The organism is Microbacterium fluvii, assembly GCF_025515205.1.
GTDB classification, from domain to species: domain Bacteria; phylum Actinomycetota; class Actinomycetes; order Actinomycetales; family Microbacteriaceae; genus Microbacterium; species Microbacterium fluvii.
The window spans coordinates 679,575-700,175 of record NZ_JAOPFX010000001.1; the positions used below are offsets into that span (position 1 = coordinate 679,575).

The following is a 20,601-nucleotide window of genomic DNA, read 5'->3' on the forward strand; positions in this document are numbered from 1 at the left end:
GGTCAGTAGGTCGTCAGCCCCTGGGCGCGGAACTGTCCTCGCACCCGCTCGACGAGCGCGGGTGTGGGCGGCTCGGTGTCGGCCAGCGCGTAGGCGCGGCCCACCGCCTGCCACTTGTCCCGCCCCATCTGGTGGAAGGGCAGCACCTCGACGCGGGTCACGGTGCCCGGACGGATCTCATTGAGGGATGCCGCATATTCGGCGACGCGCTGCACGTTGTCTTCGTCGTCGGTGAGTCCTGGCACGAGCACGAAGCGGATCCACACCTCCGGGCCGTGGCCGGACAGGCCACGTTCGGCCAGGCGCCTGCCGAACGCGAGCGTCGGCTCGAGCTCGCGGCCGGTGACCCGCGTGTAGGTGGCGGGGTCGCCCGACTTGACGTCGAGCAGCACGAGGTCGGTGTCGTCGAGCATCGCGTCGGTCGCGTTCGCGCCCAGGAAGCCCGAGGTGTCGAGGGCCGTGTGCACGCCCATCTCCTTCGCCCCGCGGAGCACCTTCGCAGCGAACGCGGGCTGCATGAGCACCTCGCCGCCCGAGAGGGTGAGGCCGCCGCCGGTGGCGCGGAAGACGCCGAGGTAGCGGCGCACCCGCGCCAGCAGCTCGTCGGCCGTGACCGGTTCGCCGTCGCGCATCTGCAGCGTGTCGGGGTTGTGGCAGTACAGGCACCGCAGCGGGCAGCCGCTGAGGAACGCCGTCAGGCGTGTGCCGGGGCCGTCGACGGCGGTCACCAGCTCCCACGAGTGCAGCGACCCGAGTTCGCCCGCGCGCATCGCGGCGAGCCGCTCGGCGCGCTCGACGCCCGAGACCTGCAGCCCGTCGAGGCCGTGTCCCGCCCGGGTCCCGAGCGGACCGCCCCCACGCACTGTGGGGGCGTCCAGCCGGGTCGCGTCGGCGGGCAGCGGCGCCGGGATCAGCGTGGCGCTCATCGTGCTGTTCCGATCGATCGTGAGGTCACATCGAGCCGTGGAAGGTGCGCGAGAGCACGTCGAGCTGCTGCTCGCGGGTGAGGCGCACGAAGTTCACGGCGTAGCCCGACACGCGGATCGTCAGCTGCGGGTAGTTCTCGGGGTGCTCCATGGCGTCCTCGAGCGTCTCGCGGTTCAGCACGTTGACGTTCATGTGGTACCCGTCGGCGCCCGTGTAGGCGTCGAGCAGACCCGTGAGGTTGCGCACCTGCTCCTCGCGCGTGCGGCCGAGCCCGGCGGGGACCACGGTGTTGGTCAGCGAGATGCCGTCCTGTGCCTCGTGGTACTCGAGCTTGGCCACCGACAGCGCCGATGCCAGCATCCCGTGCGTGTCACGTCCGTTCATCGGGTTGGCCCCCGGAGCGAACGGCTCGCCGGCACGGCGGCCATCGGGGGTGTTGCCGGTGTTCTTGCCGTAGACCACGTTCGAGGTGATCGTCAGCACCGACTGCGTCGGCACGGCGTTGCGATACGTGGGGTGACGGCGGATCTTCGCCATGAAGCGCTCGACGAGGTCGACCGCGATCGCGTCGACCCGGTCGTCGTCGTTGCCGAACGCCGGGTACTCGCCCGTCGTCTCGTAGTCGACGATGATGCCGCGGTCGTCGCGGATCGTGGTGACCGTGGCGTACTTGATCGCCGACAGCGAGTCGGCCGCGACCGAGAGACCGGCGATGCCGCAGGCCATCGTGCGCAGCACGTCCTTATCGTGGAGGGCCATCTCGATGCGCTCGTAGGCGTACTTGTCGTGCGACCAGTGGATGCAGTTCAGCGCCTCCACGTAGGTCTCGGCGAGCCAGTCCATTGTCTTGTCGAAGCGGGCCATGACGTCGTCGAAGTCGAGCACGTCGGTGTCGACGGGAGCCGTCGCGGGCGAGACCTGCTTGCCGGTGATCTCATCACGGCCGCCGTTGATGGCGTACAGCAGGGTCTTGGCGAGGTTGACGCGGGCGCCGAAGAACTGCATCTGCTTGCCCACGCGCATGGGAGACACGCAGCACGCGATGGCCGCGTCGTCGCCCCACTCGCCGCGGATCAGGTCGTCGGACTCGTACTGCACGGCGGAGGTGTCGATCGACACCTGCGAGCAGAAGTCCTTGAACCCCTGCGGCAGGTCGGCGCTCCAGAACACCGTCATGTTCGGCTCGGGGGCGGGGCCCAGGTTGTAGAGGGTCTGCAGGAACCGGAACGAGTTCTTGGTCACGAGCGACCGGCCGTCCTCACCCATGCCGCCGATCGTCTCGGTGACCCAGGTCGGGTCGCCCGAGAACAGGGCGTCGTACTCGGGAGTGCGGAGGAACCGCACGATCCGCAGCTTGATGACGAAGTCGTCGATGATCTCCTGCGCCTCGGCCTCGGTGATGACGCCGGCTTCGAGGTCGCGCTCGATGAAGATGTCGAGGAAGGTCGAGGTGCGGCCGAGCGACATGGCTGCGCCGTTCTGCTCCTTGACGGCGGCGAGATAGGCGAAGTACAGCCACTGCACGGCCTCGCGGGCGGTGGTGGCCGGGCCCGAGATGTCGTAGCCGTAGGAGGCGGCCATCGTCTTGAGCTCGCCGAGCGCGCGGATCTGCTCCGCGTGCTCTTCGCGCATGCGCAGGTTCTCTTCGCTGAAGCCGGCGGTGTCGATGCCCAGCTTGTCGATCTTCTTCGCGGCGATCAGCGCGTCGACGCCGTAGAGGGCGACACGGCGGTAATCGCCGATGATGCGGCCGCGGCCGTAGGCGTCGGGAAGGCCCGTGATGACGTGCGAGCTGCGGGCGGCGCGCACCGACGGCGGGTACAGGTCGAAGACGCCCTCGTTGTGCGTCTTGCGGTAGGTCGTGAAGACCGTGCGCAGCGTCTCGTCGACCTCGTAGCCGTAGGTCTGCAGCGCCCCCTCGACCATGCGCCATCCGCCGTTGGGCATGATGGCGCGCTTGAGCGGGGCATCCGTCTGCAGCCCGACGATGATCTCGTCGTCCTGTGCGATGTACCCAGGGCCGTGCGCCGTGATGCCCGCGGGGGTGTGCGGGTCGACGTCGTACACGCCCTTCTCCCGCTCGACGGGGAACATCGCACTGAGGCGGTCCCAGATTCCCGTCGTGCGTGCCGTCGGCCCCTGAAGGAACGACGCATCCCCGGAGAAGGGCGAGTAGTTGTGCTGGATGAAGTCGCGGACGTCGATGGCGTCCTGCCACGGTCCTGCGGTGAATCCGTTCCACGCCGCGGGGGCGGCGTCGGTGTGGTCTGTGGCGGCGGTGGCCGCGGGGGTCATGGTGCTCATGTCGCTTCCCTGTCCTTGTGGGACCCGGTCGCGTCGGGTGGTTACCCGGGGATGGCGGTGCTCCGCCCGGCGTGCCTGGTGCTCTTCCTGCGTCCAGTCAACCGCGTGTGCGCGGATCTGTTCCGAACGTGCACGAGGGGCACAGACGATGTGGGCGGGCCACGCTGATCTTTGTGGTCAGACCACAAGAGGATGCTGTCAGTCCTCCGGCGGGTACGGCACCGGCCAATGCGGGTCCGGCACCGGCCATCCGGCCGCCTTGAGCGCGCGGCGGGCGAGCTCGCGCGCGGAGTACGGAGTGCGCACTCCGCGGATGTCGCGGTAGTCCTGGTGGCCGGGGCCGGCCCAGAGGATCGCGTCTCCCGAGCCTACGAGCTTGACGGCCTCGACGATGGCGACCTCGGGCGGCGAGAACTCGTGGATCTCGGCGTCGGGTCGCGCGCGGCGCGCGCCCTCGATGAGGGTGGCGCGGATGCCGGAGGGCTCCTCGAACCGAGGATGGTGGTCGGTGATGACCAGGATGTCGCTGCCTTCGACGGCGGTGCGGCCCATGTCGTGGCGCTTGGTCGCATCGCGGTCGCCGTCGGCGCCGACGAGCATGAGCACCGTGCCGGGGGTCACCCGACGGATCGCGGCGAGGGTCTTCTCGAAGGCGTCGGGGGAGTGCCCGAAGTCGACGTAGACGGCGGGCCCCTCGGGGCCGGAGACCAGCTGCGTGCGCCCGGGCAGGTAGGCGTCGATGCGCCGCCCGTCGAGGGCTGCGACGAGCGACTCCCACGTGTAGCCGCCCTCGAGGATCATCACGATCGCGAGGCCCGCGTTGGCGGCCATGTGCCTGCCGATGACCGGCACGACGGTCTCGAGGCTCCGGCCGTCGCTCGCGGCGAGGCGGAACCGGGTGCCGTCGGGCTTCTCGTCGAGGATCTCGACGGTCCAGTCGGCTGCGGCCGCGGCAGCCGCATCCGTCGCGATGTCGGGCGTGCCGACCGTGACGAAGGGCACTTCGCATCGCTCGACGACCTCGGCGCTGTAGGGCGAGTCGAGGCTGATGACGGCACGGCGGGAGCGATCGGGGCGGAAGAGGGGGAGCTTGGCCTCGAAGTACTCGCGCATGTCGGCGTAGTCGTCGAGGTGGTCGTGGCTGAGGTTGGTGAAGCCTGCGACGTCGAAGACGATGCCGTCGACCCGGCGGCGGCTGAGAGCCTGCGCGCTCACCTCGACGGTGACGGCCTCGACGCCGCGCTCGCGCATGAGCGCCAGCAGGGCGTGCATCTCGTAGGCCTCGGGCGTCGTCAGTCGCGACACGATGATCTGTCCGGCGATGTGGCGCTCTGCGGTGGAGCTGAGCCCCGTGACGACTCCGAGCTGACCGAGGATGCCCTCGAGCAGATGCGACACACTCGTCTTGCCGTTGGTGCCCGTCGTGCCGAAGAGGGTCGGCAGGTCGTCGTCGCGACCGGTCGAATAGACCCAGGCGGACAGCGCGCCGAGCACACCCCGAGGGTCGTCGACGAGCACGACGGGGAGCCCGGCCGATGCGGCGGCGTCGGCCCCCGCCGCGTCGGTGACGACGGCCACGGCGCCCTTGTCGGCGGCGGCCTGCGCGAACTCCGCGCCGTGGCGCGTGCCGCCCTGCACGGCGACGAACACGTCGCCGGGGCGGAGGTCTGCCGTGGCGAGGGTCAGCCCGGTCAGCTCGACGCCGGAGAGGTCGCCGCGCACGCCGGTGCCGAAGCGCTCTGCGAGGTCTGAGAGCGTGTGGGTGGGCGGGGCATCCGGGCGCAGCACGGGAGGCAGGTTCGGGGTGTCAGCCATAGCCTTCCCATCCTCGCACGGAGCCCCGCCCACCGCGGGTCAGACCTTGCGGCGGCGCAGGGCCACGAACAGGGCGGCGAGGCCCGCGACCAGGCCGCCGGCGGCGAGCCAGCGGGCGACCGGGTCGGACGTCGCCGACGCCTCGTCGGAGGCGGATGCGGTCTCCTCCGCGTGCTCGGAATGCTCGTCGGCCTCTGCCGTGGCCGTGCCGTGGTCGTGCTCGTCGGTGGCCTCCGCGACGGCCCCGATCACGACCACCGGAGCGGGAGCCTCGAGGTCGTCTTCGGTCTGGCCTTCTTCTGCGACCTCGGTCCACGCGGTCTCACCGTCGACGCACTCCTGCGTCACGGGGAAGGGGATGCTCGTGTCGGCGGCATCCGTCGCGATGTCGGCATCGAGCGAGACCGACGCCGAGATGCCCGATTCGATCGGGTTCACGGCCGTGTAGGTCACCTGCGCCGTCGTGCCGTCGTCTCGGAGTTCGCGGCTGATCGTCCACGCGCCGTCGAGCACGGGCGTGGCGTTGGTGACCGTGTCGGGCATGTCGATGACCAGGGCGGTGGTCGGGGAGTCGTCGCAGCCGTGGCTGAACGAGAAGGTGAGGCGGGTCGAGGCGCCGGCCGACGCCTCGTCGGGGGTCACGTGGACGTGCGCCGAGGCCGCCAGGGGAGCGGCGAGGGCAAGGGCGAGGCCGGCGGTGGCGCCGAGGGCGATGCGGGCGCGACGGCGCGCAGGAGTGATTTCGTGCATTGTTCTTCCGGTTTCAGATGAGGGTTCCGCGGGTTCGCGGACGGATGCGCGGGCGCGCAGCCGAAGGAGCGGTCAGCGCTCCGGTGGCCCTCTGCGGAAGATGTCGGTGGAGTGCACCGGCTGCGGCACGCGGGCGACGGCCGGGCGGATCAGGCGCAGCGAGACCGCCTCGAGCGGAGCGAGGTCGGCGGCCGCGGCCGGCAGCAGTCGCACGATGCCGCGGGCGATGGCGCGCAGCATCCGCTCGCCGCGGTGCAGGGCGATCACCGTCACGAGGGCGGCGACGAGGTGATGCGCCGTCATCTGGGCGTCGGGCACGAGGGTCGCGCCGCCCATCGGCATCGACGACAGGGCGCCGTGGTGCAAGTGTGCGACGGCTCCGGGGGCCGCCGTGCCCACGAGGGCGAAGGCGACGTGGAACAGCGCCTGGCTCACGAGCACCGCGAGCGACATGCCCCAGACCGTCAGCCGACGCCCGACGGCGACGGCGGCGAGCGGCCACGCGAGCAGCACGGCGGCGACCATCAGCCAGGCCGACGGAGCGCCGCCGCCGGCGAGCGTATGCGCGGCCGCGGAGGCGATCACGGCGACCGAGGCTGCCGCGCCGCCGCGGAGCACGCGCAGCTGCCGGGTCGTCACAGCGACGAGCCTACCCTCGGCCAATTCAGAGGAGCGCGCGGGTACCGTGTGGCTGTGACCGTCATCGCCTTCGTCGTCGGAGTCGTGCTGCTCGTGGTCGGCCTCGCCGCCTCGATCGCTCTGCACGAGGTGGGCCATCTCGTGCCCGCCAAGACCTTCGGCGTGCGCGTCGGCCAGTACATGATCGGCTTCGGCCCGACTCTGTGGTCGCGCCGCCGCGGCGAGACCGAATACGGCTTCAAGGCCATTCCGCTCGGCGGCTACATCTCGATGGCGGGAATGTACCCGCCCTCGCGGGCCGAGGGGCGCGCCGGCGGCGGCTTCTTCGCCACGATGGTGCAGGACGCCCGCACCGCCAACGACGAGACGCTCGACGGCGACGACGGCGAGCGCGTCTTCTACCGGCTGCCGGTCTACCAGCGCGTCATCGTGATGCTCGGCGGGCCGCTCATGAACCTCGTGCTGGCCATCGTGCTGTTCACGGTGCTGCTCAGCGGCATCGGCCTGCAGACGGCGACGACCACCGTCGCCTCGTTGTCGGAGTGCGTGCCGGCGACGGTGGGTGCGGAGTGCACGGCGCAGGACCCCGCGGCGCCCTCGCAGGCGGCGGGCCTCGAGCCCGGTGACGTCATCGTGTCGGTCGACGGCACGCCGGTCTCGACGTTCGCCGAGGCCTCCGCGATCATCCAGGCCTCGCCGGGCGAGCAGCTGACCCTTGTCGTCGAGCGCGACGGGGCCCAGCAGACGCTCACGGCGACGCCGGCGACGATCTCTTCGACGGATGCCGACGGCCAGACCACTCAGATCGGCTTCCTCGGCATCGCGCCCACGGCCGAATACGTGCGCCAGCCGATCACGGCGGGCCCGCAGGCCGCCTTCGAGAACGTCGCGGCCGTCGCCGAGGTGATCTGGCAGCTGCCGATCAAGGTGTGGGACACCGCCGTCGACCTCGTCACCGGTCAGGAGCGCGACCCCAACGGCCCGCTCAGCGTCGTCGGCGCGGGCGTGCTCGCCGGAGAGGTCGCCTCGGCGGACGCCCCCGTGCTCAACCGCGTCGCGGGGATCCTGGGGCTGCTGGCCTCGCTCAACATCGCCCTGTTCGTCTTCAACCTCATCCCCCTCCTGCCCCTCGACGGCGGGCACGTCGTCGTAGCCCTGTGGGACGGCCTCAAGCGTGCGTGGGCGAAGCTGTTCCGCCGTCCACCGCCGAAGCCGGTGGATGCGACCAAGCTCGTGCCGCTGACCTTCGTCGTGGTGATCGGGCTGATCGTCATGGGGGCCGTGCTGATCCTCGCCGACATCTTCAATCCGGTCTCGCTCTTCTGAGATTCTTCGCCGGCGGTGTCGAAATCGTCCTTGCCCGTTCGCTGCAGCAGTGACACGGTTCCCATGGACGAAAGGACACTGCCGTGAAGTACGTCATCATGTTCACCTCCACCCCCGAGCTCGACGCCCAGGTCTCTCCCGAGGCCGGCCAGGAGCTCTACGGCCGCGTCTACACCTGGTTCCAGGAGCACGACGCCGACATCACCGACGGCGGAGCTGAACTGCTGCCCGCCGACACCGCCACGACCGTCCGCGGCGGGGGTGTCGTCGTCGACGGTCCCTTCTCGGAGGCCAAGGAGGTCATCGGCGGCTTCAGCATCATCGATGTCGCCGACATGGACGCCGCCGTCACGCTCGTGAAGAGCTGGCCGATGCTCGAGCTGCCGGGCACCTCGGTCGAGATCCGGCCGATCGTCACCGACTACAGCCAGTTCGAGCAGTGATGACGACGGATGCCGCGGCTGCGGGCGACGAGAGCGCCAGGGCCGCGGCATCCGATCGCGACCTCGCCCGCGTCGTGCGCGCCGAGCACGCGCGCATCGTGCGAGCGCTGACGGCCTCGACCGGCAGCCTCGACGTGGCCGAGGAAGCGGCCGCGCAGGCCGTCGAAGAGGCGCTGCGCACCTGGCGGGTGCGCGGAGTGCCGCCGAACCCCGGCGCGTGGCTGCTGCAGACCGCCCGCCACGACGCGATCGACCGGCTTCGCCGCGAGAAGACGCTGCGCGCGAAGCTGCCACTGCTGGCCGAGGAGCCCGGCCACGATGTCGACGACGAGCCCGACGAGCGCCTGCCGCTGCTGTTCGGCTGCTGCCACCCTGCGCTCGCGCCCGAGGCGCAGCTCGCGCTCACGCTCCGCGCCGTGCTCGGCGTCACGACGGCGCAGATCGCGAGGGCCACGATCGAGCCGGAGGCCACCGTCGGTCAGCGGATCTCGCGGGCCAAGCGCAAGATGGCGGCTGCGGCGATCCCGCTGCGCATCCCCGAACCGGCGGAGCGCGCCGAGCGCCTCGACATCGTGCTGGCCGTCGTGTCGGTGATGTACGACGCGGCCCACTTCGCCCCCGGCGCCGATGCGGCCGCCGACCGCGACCTCGCCGACGATGCACTGTGGCTCGCGGGGGTCGTGGCGCAGGAGCTGCCGCGCGAGGCCGAGGCGGCGGGCCTGCACGCCCTGCTGCTGTTCCACCGCGCGAGGGAGCGGGCGCGCGCGGTCGATGGGGAGCTCGTGCTGCTGGGCGAACAGGACCGCTCGCGGTGGGACGCGGACCTGATCGCGCGGGCCAGAGCAGAGCTCGAGCGGGCGGCGGCGCTGCGCTCGCCGGGGCGGTGGCAGTTGCACGCGGCGATCGCGGCCTGCCATTGCGATGCCACGAGCGCCGCCGACACCGACTGGCTGCAGATGCTCGTGCTCTACGACATGCTGCTCGGCTACGACCCGTCGCCCATCGTGCGCCTCAACCGGGCCGTCGTGCTCGCCGAGGTCGCGGGAGCGGTGCCCGCGCTCGCCGAGGTCGAGGCGCTGCGCGGCGCGCTGGATCGGTACCGCCTGTGGCACGCCGTGCGGGCGCGGATGCTGCGCGCCGCAGGCCGCGACGACGACGCGCTCGCCGCCGACCTGCGTGCGCTCGAGCTGACGGCCAACGACGCCGAGCGGCGCCTCATCGAGCGCCGCCTCGCCCGCTGAGCGGGCGCCCATGTGGCACCTGATCAGGCCAGCGCGTGCCCGACGAGCCGCTCGAGGGTGCGCATGCCGTCGCGCGACAGGATCGACTCGAGGTGCCCCTGCACCGAGGCGAACGACGGGCCGCGCAGGGCGTACACGTCTCCCGTCGCGGGGTCGGCGGCCACGTCGGCGGCACCGGCGCCGGTCGTGCCGGGCTCGACCCGCGCGGTGAACGTGTTGTAGAAGCCGATCGAGGCGGCTTCGCCGAACACGTCCACCGTCTTCTGCAGGCCCTGATGCGGGCGGGCGAGCGGAGCGAGGGCGATGCCGAGGCGGTCGGCGAGGATCTGGTGGCTCAGGCACACCGCCAGCAGGGGCGCGCCGAGGTCGAGTCGGCGGGCCACGACCTCGCGCATCCGCCGCATGCGCGCCGAGTCGGGATCGCGAGGGTCGCCGGGGCCGGGCCCCGAGATGACGAGTTCCGCCTCGTCGAGCTGCGCGTCGGTCGCCTCGCTCCAGTGGCGGATCTCGACCTGCAGCCCCAGGTGGCGCAGCTGGTGGGCGAGCATCGTCGTGAAGCGGTCTTCGGCGTCGACGACGACGGCGGTGCGACCGGCGAACGGCGCGTCGGCGGCGGAGCCCTGGGGGTTCAGCCAGAACGCCGCGAGGCGCGAGTTGCGCGAGGCCAGCAGCACCGAGATCTGCGGGTCGGCGGCCAGACTCACCGGCACGGCGGCCGGCGCGTCCTCGTCGATCACCTCGCCCTCGACGACGTCGAGGGGCGCTGCCGCCCCGGTGCGGGGCACGGCGCCGATCGCGCCGAGCACACCGGCTGCCTTGCCGTGGGTCTCGCTCACCTCGCCGTACGGGTCGGAGTGCCGAACGAGCGTGGCGCCGACCGGAACGTGCAGCACGCCGTCCTGCAGGTACGCCGTGCGGATGAGGATGGGGGCGTCGAGGTCGTGGGTCGGCTCGTCGGCGCCGAGGGTCACCCGCGGGGTGAACAGGGCCGCGACGCCGGAGTAGTAGCCCCGAGGGGTCTGCTCGTGACGCGCGATGACGGCGCACGCGTTCTGCATGGGGGAGCCGGTGACGGTCGGGGCGAACATCGTCTCGCGCAGGATGTCGCGAGGGTCGAGCCGGCTGCGCCCGCGCAGCACGTACTCGGTGTGGGTGAGTCGCGACATCTCCTTGAGGTGCGGGCCCGTGATGCGACCGCCGTCGGAGCAGACGGCGCTCATCATCTTGAGCTCCTCGTCGACGACCATGAAGAGCTCTTCGGTCTCTTTCGTCGACTCGAGGAACTCGCCGAGGGTCGCCGCCGTCGCACCCCCCGCGGGGTGGCGGAAGGTGCCCGAGATCGGGTTCATCGTCACGACGCCGTCTTTCGCGCTGACGTGGGCCTCGGGGCTCGCGCCCACCGCGATGTGCCCGTCGGTGACGACGACGAACGTCCAATAGGCACCGCGCTCCTGCTCGAGCAGCGCCCTGAACCACGTGAGGGCGGCGGTGGCCGCATCCGTGTCGACGCCCGCGACATAGTCGCGGCGGATCACGAAGTTGGCGCCCTCGCCGCGGCCGATCTCGTCGGAGATGACGCGGCGGACGATCTGGGCGTAGTCCTCGTCGGCGATGTCGAAGCCCGCGTCGCGCAGCGGCACCGAGGCGGTCGGGAGCGCGGCGATCACCTCGGAGCGGGGGAGGGCGATGTGCTCGTCCACCACGAGACAGCGCAGCGGCGCGCCGTCGTCGTGGCATTCGAAGCCGCGCTCGCGCACCTGGCGGAACGGCACGAGCGCGAGCACCTCGCGGGCGGTGCCGGCGGCATCCGTCAGGGGGATGTCGGCGAGCAGGTCGACGTCGACGACGTCGCCGGTGAGCAGCTCGACGGTGTCGGCGTCGCGGGCGATGAGGGCGAACGGCAGAGCTGCCGCGATCAGTTCGGCGAGCGCGTCGGCGACGCGGGGACCGGCGTCGGTCATCGGTGGGCCTTCCGGGTGAGGCGGGCGGTCGCCGTGAGACAGAAAGACCGCCCGGAGGCGGTCTGTTTCGAAGGGTCGCGAACACACCGCCTAAGAGGCGGGCCACCACCAGGTGCGGTTCACGAGCATGCGGTCACGATAGCAGACGCGCTCAGTGGGACCGGTCGGCCGTCGCACGGGCCAGCAGGTCGCGCCCGTGCCGCCAGCCGACCGTCTCGTAGCCGACCACGATGACGACCGGCGAGCACGCGAGGATCACGAGGCCCGCGCCGAGAGAGGCGCCCAGCGCCACCGACCCGATCGCGACGGCGAGCATCGCGACGGCGCCCGCGAACAGCCAGACGTGGAAGGGGTCGAGCCTGCCCACCAGCAGCGCGTAGAGCAGGAAGATCACGAACTCATAGAGCACGACGGGGACCGCCACCGCCGACACCGCGAAGACGGCGTCGACGTGGGCATCGTGCGCGATCACCTGGGCGCCCGTGTGCAGACCCGCCCCGATGCCGACGATCGCGGCGAAGACGAAGTAGTGCAGGTAGCCGAACAGGAACGCGCGTTCTCGGTGCGCCTCGAGCAGCTCCCCGAAGGGAATCGAGAAGTAGGTCCACCACAGCGCGAAGGCGAGGGTCGCCGCGCCCGCGGTGAGCAGCACCGTCTCCATCGTCCAGCCGTACTGCTCGACGCCGGCCGAGATCGTGAGGATCGTGCCGAGCACGACCTCGCCGAGCGCGATGATCACCAGCAGTCCGTAGCGCTCGGCGATGTGGTGCGCGTGCCACGGCGTGCGGCCGTGCCGCGTCTCGGCCCAGAACGGCCCCGCCAGTTCGAACAGGATCAGCACGCCGGCGATCGCGAAGGTCGGCCCGATCGGCAGGTCGATGATCACGAGCGCGATCCACAGCACCTGGGCGATCACGATGTTCTTCGCGTAGGCGAGGCACGTGGCGCGGTGGGCCGGATCGTGGCGGGCCGCGCGCAGCCACAGCGCGACGCCGGCGATGCGCATGACGACGTAGCCCGCGATGATGAGGGCGTTGTCGAGGTGCTCGCCCTCGGCGATCGAGTGGAACGCGGGCGGCACGCCGAGGGCGAACACGATGACGCCGATCATCTCGACGAGGGTCGCCAGGCGGAAGAACACGTCGTCGTTGTCGTAGGCCGACGCCAGCCACGAGTAGTTGATCCACGCCCACGTCGCGCCGAAGATCGTGAAGGCGAACCCGCCGAACGCCGTCGTGAGGTCGCCGATCTCGAGGTAGTGCGCCGTCTGGGTGGAGACCTGGCTGAAGGCCACCACGAAGGTCAGGTCGAACAGCAGCTCGAGCGGCGTGGCCGCGCGGTGCGCCTCGTGGGGGTCGCGCCCGCTCATGCGCCCGGCATGGTGGTTCAGGCTCATGGCGGAACGCTACCGGGGCGGATGCTGCCGCATCCAGCCTCTGCCGAGAAGCCGCGAAGTAGGCTGGAGGACGTGCCAGCAGTCAATCTCGGGATGCCGCGCGTGCCGGAAGTCCTCGCCCCCCGCCGCAAGAGCCGCCAGATCAAGGTCGGCAAGGTGCTCGTCGGCGGCGATGCGCCGGTGAGCGTGCAGTCGATGTGCACGACCCCCACCACCAACATCAACGCGACGCTGCAGCAGATCGCGGAGCTCACCGCATCCGGCTGCGAGATCGTCCGCGTGGCGGTGCCCAGCCAGGACGACGCCGATGTGCTGCACATCATCGCCAAGAAGAGCCAGATCCCGGTGATCGCCGACATCCACTTCCAGCCGAAGTACGTCTTCCAGGCGATCGACGCGGGCTGTGCCGCGGTGCGGGTGAACCCCGGCAACATCCGCAAGTTCGACGATCAGGTCGGCGCGATCGCCGCGGCGGCCAAGGCTGCCGGCGTCTCGCTGCGCATCGGCGTCAACGCGGGGTCGCTCGACCGCAGGCTGCTGGAGAAGTACGGCAAGGCGACCCCCGAGGCCCTCTGCGAGAGCGCCGTGTGGGAGGCGTCGCTGTTCGAGGAGCACGACTTCCACGACTTCAAGATCTCGGTCAAGCACAACGACCCGATCGTGATGGTCAAGGCCTACCGGCTGCTGGCCGAGCGGGGTGACTGGCCGCTGCACCTCGGCGTCACAGAGGCCGGCCCCGCCTTCCAGGGCACGATCAAGTCGGCCACCGCCTTCGGCATCCTGCTGTCGGAGGGCATCGGCGACACGATCCGCGTCTCGCTGTCGGCGCCGCCGGCCGAAGAGGTCAAGGTCGGCCACCAGATCCTGCAGTCGCTGAACCTCCGCGAGCGCAAGCTCGAGATCGTCTCGTGCCCCTCGTGCGGCCGAGCGCAGGTCGACGTCTACTCGCTCGCCGACAACGTCACCGAGGGGCTGAAGGACATGACGGTGCCGCTGCGCGTGGCCGTCATGGGCTGCGTCGTCAACGGCCCCGGTGAGGCCCGCGACGCCGACCTCGGAGTCGCCAGCGGCAACGGCAAGGGGCAGATCTTCGTCAAGGGCGAGGTCGTCAAGACCGTGCCGGAGTCCGAGATCGTGGCGACCCTCATCGAAGAGGCGAACCGCATCGCCGCCGAGATGGGCCCCGACGCGCCCCTCGGCACCGCCCAGGTCGTCACGGCGTGACGCTCGTCTCGTTCCCCTCCGGCGCCACGAGCGGCTCCGGCCGCGTGATCGCGGTGATCGACGACCCGTCGGGCGCCGTCGTCGTGACCGATTCCACTCCGTTCCACCCCGTCGACCACACCTGGCCCGACCAGCCCGGCGACACCGGGCATCTGAAGGTCGATGGCGAGGACGTCGAGATCGCGGACGCCGTCATGGCGGCCCGCGGTGCCGACGGCGTCTTCGCGGTCGGGGCCGAGATCCCGGTCAAGCGCGGCGTCGATGGGTGGGAGTGGTTCGTGGGGCACCGCCTGGCGACCCCGGCCCGCCTCGAGACCGGTGCGGTCGTCGAGCTGGCGGTCGACGCGTCGCGGCGCGCGGCGCTCAGCCGCGGACACACCGCGTGCCACCTGGCATCCCTCGCGCTCGACGCGGCGCTCGCCGAGCTGTGGCGCAAGGACGCCCCGACCGATCCGCTCGGCCACCCCGACTTCGAGGGGATGGCGAACCAGACGAGCCGCATCCGCCCCGACGGCGCCGTCGACACCTACCGGCTCGGCAAGAGCCTGCGCCGCTCCGGGTTCGACCCCGCGGCCCTCGCCTCGTCGCTCGCAGAGCGGGAGGCGGCCATCGACGCGAAGCTGCGCGAGTGGGTGGGTTCTGCCGCCGTCAGCCGCGTCGTGACCGACGGCCCTTCGATCACCGATCGGCGCCGCTGGGAGTGCGAACTGCCCGAAGGGTTCGTGTCGTTCGCCTGCGGCGGCACGCACGTCGACTCACTCGACGCGTTCGCCGAGATCACGGTGCGTCTGGACCTCACCGATCCCGCGCTGCTGGTGATGACGACGTCGGTCGTTCCGGGCAGCTGACCGCGGGCCCTCACCGCCTCAGGGCCAGAGCGAGTGGTAGGCGTTGATCGCCGGCTGCCCGCCGAGGTGCGCGTAGAGCACCGTGGAGTCCTTGCCGATGTCGCCCGAGCCCACGAGGTCGATCAGGCCCGCGAGCGACTTGCCCTCGTAGACCGGGTCGGTGATCATCGCCTCCAGCTGGGCGCCCAGAGCCATCGCCTGCATCGTCGAGTCGACCGGGATGCCGTAGAGGTCCCCGGCCCAGCCCTCGAGCACCTGGATCTCGTCGTCTCGGAGGTCGCGGCCGAGCTCGATGAGCTCGGCGGTGTTCCGTGCGATGCGGGCGACCTGGTCTCGGGTCTTCTCGAGGGTCGCCGACGCGTCGATGCCGATGACGCGGCGCTTCACCCCGGTGAGGTCTTCGAGCGCGGCGAAGCCCGCGATCATGCCGGCGTGCGTGGATCCGGTCACGGTGCACACGACGATCGTGTCGAAGAAGACGCCCAGCTGCTTCTCCTGCTCGGCCACCTCGAACGCCCAGTTGGCGAACCCCAGCCCGCCCAGACGGTGCTCGCTCGCTCCGGCCGGGATCGGGTAGGGGGTGCCGCCGGCCGACTCGACTTCTTCGAGCGCCTGCTTCCACGAGTCGCGGATGCCGATGTCGAAGCCCGCGTCGTCGAGCCGCGAGTCGGCGCCCATCATGCGCGAGAGCAGGATGTTGCCCACGCGGTCGTTGGTGGGGTCGTCCCACGGCACCCACTTCTCCTGCACGAGGCGTGCCTTCAGCCCCAGGTGCGCGGCGACGGCGGCGACCTGGCGGGTGTGGTTGGACTGGTACCCGCCGATCGAGACGAGCGTGTCGGCGCCGGAGGCCAGCACGTCCGGCACGATGTACTCGAGTTTTCGCACCTTGTTGCCGCCGTAGGCCAGGGCGCTCGAGACATCCTCGCGCTTTGCCCACACCTGCGCTCCGCCGAGGTGCTGCGTGAGGCGCTTCAGGTGCTGCAGCGGGCTCGGCCCGAACGTGAGCGGGTAGCGGGGGAACTGGTCGAGGATCATGCGGGCTCCTGGGTGGGGGTGGGGACGGATGCGGCAGGCGCTGCCGCGAGAGACTGCCACGTGTGCTCGGCCACAGCGGCCGCGCCCTCGGCATCGCCGGCGGCGCACAGTTCGATGAGCCGCTCGTGCCGGGCGATCGAGGCGGCTCCCTCGTGCGAGGCGAACCGCAGCCGCTCGGCGCGGTGCAGCACCGGTTCGTACTGCGCGATGACGGCGCCGACGGCGGCATTGCCCGCGGCCTCGAGGGCGACGGCATGGAACTGCTCGTCGGCGCGGAGGGCGGCATCCGCGTCGCCCGCGCGCTGCGCGGCGGCGAAGGCGGCGTTGGCGGCACGCATGCGATCGAGGTGCGCCGCCGTGAGATTCGGCACGGCCTCGCGCACGGCGAGGGCGTGCATCGCGGCGACGACCGACTGCGCATCGCGGATGCTGCGCTCTTCGAGCGGGGCGACCACGGTCGAGCGGCCGGGGGTCGCGCGCACGAGGCCCGCGCGGCCGAGCTCGAGCAGCGCCTCGCGCACGGGGGTGCGGCTGACGCCGAGCCACGCGGCGAGCTCGCCGTCGCGCAGCTGCTCGTCGGGGGCGAGTGTGCCGTCGACGATCGCGTCGCGCAGCCGCGCGTAGACGTCGTCGCGCAGCAGCGGCCTCGGCGGCAGGGTCTCGGTGGGAACGGGCACGATACGCAATATATTGCACATCGCCGTCGGATGCGAGTCGCCCATCCGCGGGCTTGACCGACGTCAGTGGATGCTGCCGCCCGGCGCCGCCAGGTCGCGGGTCTCGTCCAGGCTCACGCGCACCGCGATCTCCAGAGCGCGGGCGATGTCGCCCAGCGGCAGCTCGGGGTCGCCCTGTCGCCCCTGACCGGCGGCCCACGGCACGTGCACGAATCCGCCGCGGACGATGGGCGCAGCATCCCGCACCGTGAAGAAGACGTGGTTGCACACGAACGTGCCCGCCGTGTGCGAGACCTCGGCGGGGATGCCGGCGGCACCGATCGCGGCGGCGATGGCCTTGACCGGCAGCGTCGAGAACAGCGCGTTCTCGGCTCCGGCGACCGAGGGCTCGTCGATCGGCTGGGCTCCGTCGTTGTCGGGGATACGGGCGTCGACGAGGTTCACGGCGATCCGCTCGACGCCGATCGCCCGTCGGCCTCCTGCCAGACCCGCAGCCACGATGACATCGGGGGAGTGCGCGGCGATGAGCTGCCGCATCCGCGCCGCGGCGCCCGCGAAGGTGACCGGCAGCACATCGGTGATGAGGGTCTCGGGTCCCGCCCACGAGGCTGCCACGAGGCGCACCGCCTCGCCGGAGGGGTTGGCGGCGTCGCCGCCGAACGGCTCGAACCCGGTGAGCAGCACGGTGGTCATGCTCCCATTGTCGCCGTCGTCAGACCGGGGCGAACTCCAGGGCGCCGTCGGCGATCGCGGCCGAGACCAGGCGCAGCCGCACGGCGGTGCCTGGGTCGACCGTGAGCCCCGTCACCGTCGCCTCGACGGGTGGGCGCACGAGCTGAACGCGGGCGGTGTCGCCCTTGGCGCGCAGCACGACACCGGTGAACTCCTCGCCCTCGCGCCCGTGCAGCACCGCAGCCTCGACCCGGTCGAGGGCGCCGGCGTCGAGGCGCGACGCCCGCTGTGCGCTCGCGCCCATGAGCTTCGGCACCTCCGGCAGCGACTGACGCGCCCACTCCGGCACAGCGCGGCCGTTCGCGAGCGCCTCGCAGATCACGAGCGACCAGCGGTCGACGAGGCGCCGCAGCGGCGCCGTCGTGTGCGCGTAGGGCGCCCCGATCGCCGCCTGGAGCGGCGCGGCGGGCGGTGCGCCGTCGAACACCTCGTACCCGGCCCCGCGGAAGAGCCCTCCGGCGTACTCGCGCACGGCGCGCGCCGCGAGAGTGTGCGGAAGCGTGCGCAGGTACTCGCCGTAGGGCACATCCAGGCGCCACGGCAGGTCGAGGGCGATCGTGCGGGCGCGGAACTCGGCGACGTCATCGGGGGAGGCGGGCGGCATCGTGCGGAGGATGCCGATGCCGCCGTCCAGCATGATCTGCGCCGCCGCCATTCCGGTCATGAGCGACACGTGCGCGTTCCACTCCTCCAGCGGCACGCCCTCGCTGCGCTCGAGGCGATAGCCGTCGGCCTCCGCCACGACGCGGGTCTCGGGGAGGTTCAGGCTCGCGCCTCCGCGCTCCCGCTCGCGTTCGGCGCGCGCCGCGCCGAACCACGGCATCGCCGCGAGCGACCCGGGTGCCGTGCCGTCGTCGATCGCGCGCTGGGCATCCTCGTACGACCACTGTGCGCGAGAGCGCACGACCGCGCGCACGAGCGTGGTCTCGATGGGCCGGGCGCCCTCGTCGAGCACGAACCGCCACACGTACGCGCGCCGGTCGCGCTCGGGCAGCAGCGAGGCGGCGTCTTCGCTGAGGATCGGCGGATGCAGCGGGATGCGCCCGTCTGGCGCGTACAGCGTCTGCCCTCGGCGGCGCGCCTCGGCATCCAGCGCCCCGCCGGGGGCGACGAAGGCCGGAACGTCGGCGATCGCGTAGTGCAGCACGGCTCCTGCTGCCGTGCGCTCCAGGTGCAGCGCCTGGTCGAGGTCGGTGGAGCCGGCCGGGTCGATCGTGAGCAGTTCGAGATCGCGCAGGTCGGCCAGGCCCGCGGCGGCGGGATCGACAGGAACGGTGGCAGCGGCATCCGTCGCCTCGGCGAGCACGTCGGCGGGAAAGCCGGTCGGCAGCTCGAGCGAGGCGCGCAGCGCGTCGAGCGCGACGGCGAGGTCGTCGCGCACGTCTGCGGCGACGATGCGGGAGCGCCTCACGGTCACGCGCCCAGCCTAGGAGGCGGCACGCGCGAAAGAACTAGGCTTGACGATCGTGGTCACCCGTCTTTCGAACTTCTTCCTCCGCACCCTCCGCGAAGACCCGGCCGACGCCGAGGTCACGAGCCACAAGCTGCTCGTGCGCGCCGGCTACATCCGCCGCCAGGCACCCGGCATCTTCGCGTGGCTGCCGCTGGGGCTGCGGGTCAAGGCCCGGCTCGAGCAGGTCATCCGCGAGGAGATGACCGCCGCGGGCGCCTTCGAGGTGCACTTCCCGGCGCTGCTGCCGCGCGAGCCCTACGAGGTCACCGGCCGCTGGGAGGAGTACGGCGACGGCATCTTCCGTCTGAAAGACCGCAAGGATGCCGACTACCTCCTCGCCCCGACGCACGAAGAGGTCTTCACTCTGCTGGTGAAAGACCTGTACTCGTCGTACAAGGATCTGCCGCTGACGATCTACCAGATCCAGGACAAGTACCGCGACGAAGCCCGCCCTCGGGCGGGCCTGCTGCGCGGCCGCGAGTTCACGATGAAGGACGCGTACTCGTTCGACCACACCGACGCCGGCCTCGACGCGTCGTACATGGCCCAGCGCGACGCGTACGAGCGCATCTTCCAGCGCCTGGGTCTGGAGTACGTCATCGTGCAGGCAGACGCAGGCGCCATGGGCGGATCGCGCAGCGAGGAGTTCCTGCACCCCACCGCCGTCGGAGAAGACACCTTCGTGCGCTCCGCGGGCGGCTACGCCGCGAACGTCGAGGCCTTCACGACCGTCGTGCCCGACAGCATCCCGTTCGACGGGCTCGGCGAGCCGGTGATCTTCGACTCGCCCGACACCCCGACCATCGACACCCTCGTCGCGCACTCCAACGCGGTGCTGGAGGGCGAGTACACCGCCGCCGACACCCTCAAGAACGTCGTGCTGGCCCTCACCCACCTCGACGGCACGCGCGAACTCGTGATCGTGGGAGTCCCGGGCGACCGCGACGTCGACGACAAGCGCGTCGAGGTCGCCTTCGCGCCGGCCGCCGTCGAGCCGGCGACGCCGGAGGACTTCGAGAAGCACCCGCTGCTGGTCAAGGGCTACATCGGCCCGTGGTCGGCGGAGGGCGCGATCCTCGGCGAGGAGTCGGCCACCGGCATCCGCTACTTCCTCGATCCGCGCGTCGTCGACGGCTCGAGCTGGATCACCGGCGCCAACATCGACCAGAAGCACGTGCACTCGCTCGTGGCCGGCCGCGACTTCGCCTCCGACGGGTTCGTCGAGGTCGCCTCGGTGCGCGAGGGGGACCTCGCGCCCGACGGCTCGGGTCCGGTGACCCTCGCCCGCGGCATGGAGATCGGCCATGTCTTCCAGCTCGGCCGCAAGTACGCCGACGCGCTGGGGCTCAAGGTCCTCGACGAGAACGGCAAGCTCGTCACGGTGACGATGGGCTCGTACGGCATCGGCGTCACCCGCATCCTCGCGATCATCGCCGAGCTCAACAACGACGACAAGGGGCTGATCTGGCCGGCCTCGGTGGCACCGTTCGACGTGCAGGTGGTCGCAACGGGCAAGGATGCCGCCGCCTACGAGCTGGCCGAGCAGCTCTCGGCCTCGCTCGAGGCCGACGGCCTCGACGTGCTCTACGACGACCGCCCCACGCGCGTCTCGCCCGGCGTGAAGTTCGCCGATGCCGAGCTGATCGGCGTGCCGACCATCGTGATCGTCGGCCGCGGCGCGGCCGATGGGCAGGTCGAGTTGTGGGATCGCCGCACCGGCGAGCGCGAGGTCGTGGCCGCCGCCGACGCCCTCGCGCGCCTGTCGGCCCGCTGACGCGAGTCCTCGGCTGAGGCGAGGAGATTCGGGCAGGCGAGGGCGAGAACCGC

17 protein-coding genes are annotated in these 20,601 nt (G+C 71.5%); 6 read left to right on the plus strand and 11 right to left on the minus strand.

Features of this window, described 5'->3' with window-relative positions; all coding sequences use genetic code 11:
• Window positions 1–2: 2 nt before the first annotated feature.
• The 5 genes from pflA to OAW74_RS03040 form a co-directional block, all read right to left on the minus strand.
• Window positions 3–926 carry a pyruvate formate-lyase-activating protein gene (gene pflA, locus OAW74_RS03020; protein WP_262872852.1) on the minus strand — a complete coding sequence of 308 codons (924 nt, stop codon included), beginning with the start codon at window positions 924–926 and terminating at the stop codon, window positions 3–5.
• Between the two features lie 25 nt (window positions 927–951).
• Entirely contained in the window at window positions 952–3,231 is a 2,280-nt protein-coding gene (pflB, locus tag OAW74_RS03025) for a formate C-acetyltransferase (protein ID WP_262872853.1), read from the minus strand.
• Between the two features lie 198 nt (window positions 3,232–3,429).
• A complete protein-coding gene (locus OAW74_RS03030; RefSeq protein WP_262872854.1) occupies window positions 3,430–5,046 on the minus strand; it encodes a Mur ligase family protein in 1,617 nt (538 codons plus the stop codon).
• A gap of 39 nt (window positions 5,047–5,085) precedes the next feature.
• On the minus strand, window positions 5,086–5,796 hold the full coding sequence (locus tag OAW74_RS03035; RefSeq protein ID WP_262872855.1) for a YcnI family protein: 711 nt from the start codon (window positions 5,794–5,796) through the stop codon (window positions 5,086–5,088).
• Window positions 5,797–5,868: 72 nt separating this feature from the next.
• Window positions 5,869–6,435 carry a hypothetical protein gene (locus OAW74_RS03040; RefSeq protein WP_262872856.1) on the minus strand — a complete coding sequence of 189 codons (567 nt, stop codon included), beginning with the start codon at window positions 6,433–6,435 and terminating at the stop codon, window positions 5,869–5,871.
• Between the two features lie 54 nt (window positions 6,436–6,489).
• Between OAW74_RS03040 and OAW74_RS03045 the strand changes: the two genes are divergently transcribed.
• The 3 genes from OAW74_RS03045 to OAW74_RS03055 all read left to right on the plus strand — a co-directional run bounded on the left by OAW74_RS03045 (window position 6,490) and on the right by OAW74_RS03055 (window position 9,445).
• The gene (locus OAW74_RS03045) at window positions 6,490–7,761 is read left to right on the plus strand and encodes a M50 family metallopeptidase (protein ID WP_262872857.1); all 1,272 of its coding nucleotides are present in this window, start codon (window positions 6,490–6,492) and stop codon (window positions 7,759–7,761) included.
• Between the two features lie 83 nt (window positions 7,762–7,844).
• Window positions 7,845–8,204 carry a YciI family protein gene (locus tag OAW74_RS03050; RefSeq protein WP_262872858.1) on the plus strand — a complete coding sequence of 120 codons (360 nt, stop codon included), beginning with the start codon at window positions 7,845–7,847 and terminating at the stop codon, window positions 8,202–8,204.
• On the plus strand, window positions 8,204–9,445 hold the full coding sequence (locus OAW74_RS03055) for an RNA polymerase sigma factor (RefSeq protein ID WP_262872859.1): 1,242 nt from the start codon (window positions 8,204–8,206) through the stop codon (window positions 9,443–9,445). Before OAW74_RS03050 ends, OAW74_RS03055 begins: the two co-directional genes overlap by 1 nt.
• A 23-nt stretch (window positions 9,446–9,468) precedes the next feature.
• On the opposite strand, the gene OAW74_RS03060 is transcribed toward OAW74_RS03055, so the two are convergent.
• On the minus strand, window positions 9,469–11,406 hold the full coding sequence (locus OAW74_RS03060) for an anthranilate synthase family protein (RefSeq protein ID WP_262872860.1): 1,938 nt from the start codon (window positions 11,404–11,406) through the stop codon (window positions 9,469–9,471).
• A gap of 151 nt (window positions 11,407–11,557) precedes the next feature.
• Window positions 11,558–12,802: a low temperature requirement protein A gene (locus tag OAW74_RS03065; protein WP_262872861.1), complete on the minus strand. Its 1,245-nt coding sequence runs from the start codon at window positions 12,800–12,802 to the stop codon at window positions 11,558–11,560.
• Between the two features lie 72 nt (window positions 12,803–12,874).
• Between OAW74_RS03065 and ispG the strand changes: the two genes are divergently transcribed.
• The gene (gene ispG, locus OAW74_RS03070) at window positions 12,875–14,026 is read left to right on the plus strand and encodes a flavodoxin-dependent (E)-4-hydroxy-3-methylbut-2-enyl-diphosphate synthase (protein WP_262872862.1); all 1,152 of its coding nucleotides are present in this window, start codon (window positions 12,875–12,877) and stop codon (window positions 14,024–14,026) included.
• Window positions 14,023–14,874 (plus strand): hypothetical protein, encoded by an 852-nt coding sequence (locus tag OAW74_RS03075; protein ID WP_262872863.1) that lies wholly within the window; start codon window positions 14,023–14,025, stop codon window positions 14,872–14,874. The genes ispG and OAW74_RS03075 overlap by 4 nt, the downstream gene beginning before the upstream one ends.
• Window positions 14,875–14,892: 18 nt before the next feature.
• On the opposite strand, the gene OAW74_RS03080 is transcribed toward OAW74_RS03075, so the two are convergent.
• From OAW74_RS03080 to OAW74_RS03095, 4 genes are all read right to left on the minus strand, one after another.
• Complete coding sequence (locus OAW74_RS03080) at window positions 14,893–15,912, minus strand: 1-aminocyclopropane-1-carboxylate deaminase (protein ID WP_262872864.1); 1,020 nt, start codon at window positions 15,910–15,912, stop codon at window positions 14,893–14,895.
• Entirely contained in the window at window positions 15,909–16,589 is a 681-nt protein-coding gene (locus OAW74_RS03085; protein WP_262872865.1) for a GntR family transcriptional regulator, read from the minus strand. The genes OAW74_RS03080 and OAW74_RS03085 overlap by 4 nt, the downstream gene beginning before the upstream one ends.
• A 63-nt stretch (window positions 16,590–16,652) precedes the next feature.
• On the minus strand, window positions 16,653–17,282 hold the full coding sequence (locus OAW74_RS03090; protein ID WP_262872866.1) for a pyroglutamyl-peptidase I: 630 nt from the start codon (window positions 17,280–17,282) through the stop codon (window positions 16,653–16,655).
• Between the two features lie 19 nt (window positions 17,283–17,301).
• Window positions 17,302–18,738 carry an RNB domain-containing ribonuclease gene (locus tag OAW74_RS03095; protein ID WP_262872867.1) on the minus strand — a complete coding sequence of 479 codons (1,437 nt, stop codon included), beginning with the start codon at window positions 18,736–18,738 and terminating at the stop codon, window positions 17,302–17,304.
• A 49-nt stretch (window positions 18,739–18,787) separates the two neighbouring features.
• Between OAW74_RS03095 and OAW74_RS03100 the strand changes: the two genes are divergently transcribed.
• A complete protein-coding gene (locus OAW74_RS03100; RefSeq protein ID WP_262872868.1) occupies window positions 18,788–20,548 on the plus strand; it encodes a proline--tRNA ligase in 1,761 nt (586 codons plus the stop codon).
• Window positions 20,549–20,601 lie beyond the last annotated feature (53 nt).

Coding starts and splice junctions, on each gene's coding strand:
- OAW74_RS03080 (WP_262872864.1), bottom strand. CDS start 15,912: ATGATCCTCGACCAGTTCCCCCGCTACCCGCTCACGTTCGGGCCGAGC.
- OAW74_RS03060 (WP_262872860.1), bottom strand. CDS start 11,406: ATGACCGACGCCGGTCCCCGCGTCGCCGACGCGCTCGCCGAACTGATC.
- OAW74_RS03090 (WP_262872866.1), bottom strand. CDS start 17,282: ATGACCACCGTGCTGCTCACCGGGTTCGAGCCGTTCGGCGGCGACGCC.
- pflA (WP_262872852.1), bottom strand. CDS start 926: ATGAGCGCCACGCTGATCCCGGCGCCGCTGCCCGCCGACGCGACCCGG.
- OAW74_RS03065 (WP_262872861.1), bottom strand. CDS start 12,802: ATGAGCCTGAACCACCATGCCGGGCGCATGAGCGGGCGCGACCCCCAC.
- OAW74_RS03055 (WP_262872859.1), top strand. CDS start 8,204: ATGACGACGGATGCCGCGGCTGCGGGCGACGAGAGCGCCAGGGCCGCG.
- pflB (WP_262872853.1), bottom strand. CDS start 3,231: ATGAGCACCATGACCCCCGCGGCCACCGCCGCCACAGACCACACCGAC.
- OAW74_RS03035 (WP_262872855.1), bottom strand. CDS start 5,796: ATGCACGAAATCACTCCTGCGCGCCGTCGCGCCCGCATCGCCCTCGGC.
- OAW74_RS03030 (WP_262872854.1), bottom strand. CDS start 5,046: ATGGCTGACACCCCGAACCTGCCTCCCGTGCTGCGCCCGGATGCCCCG.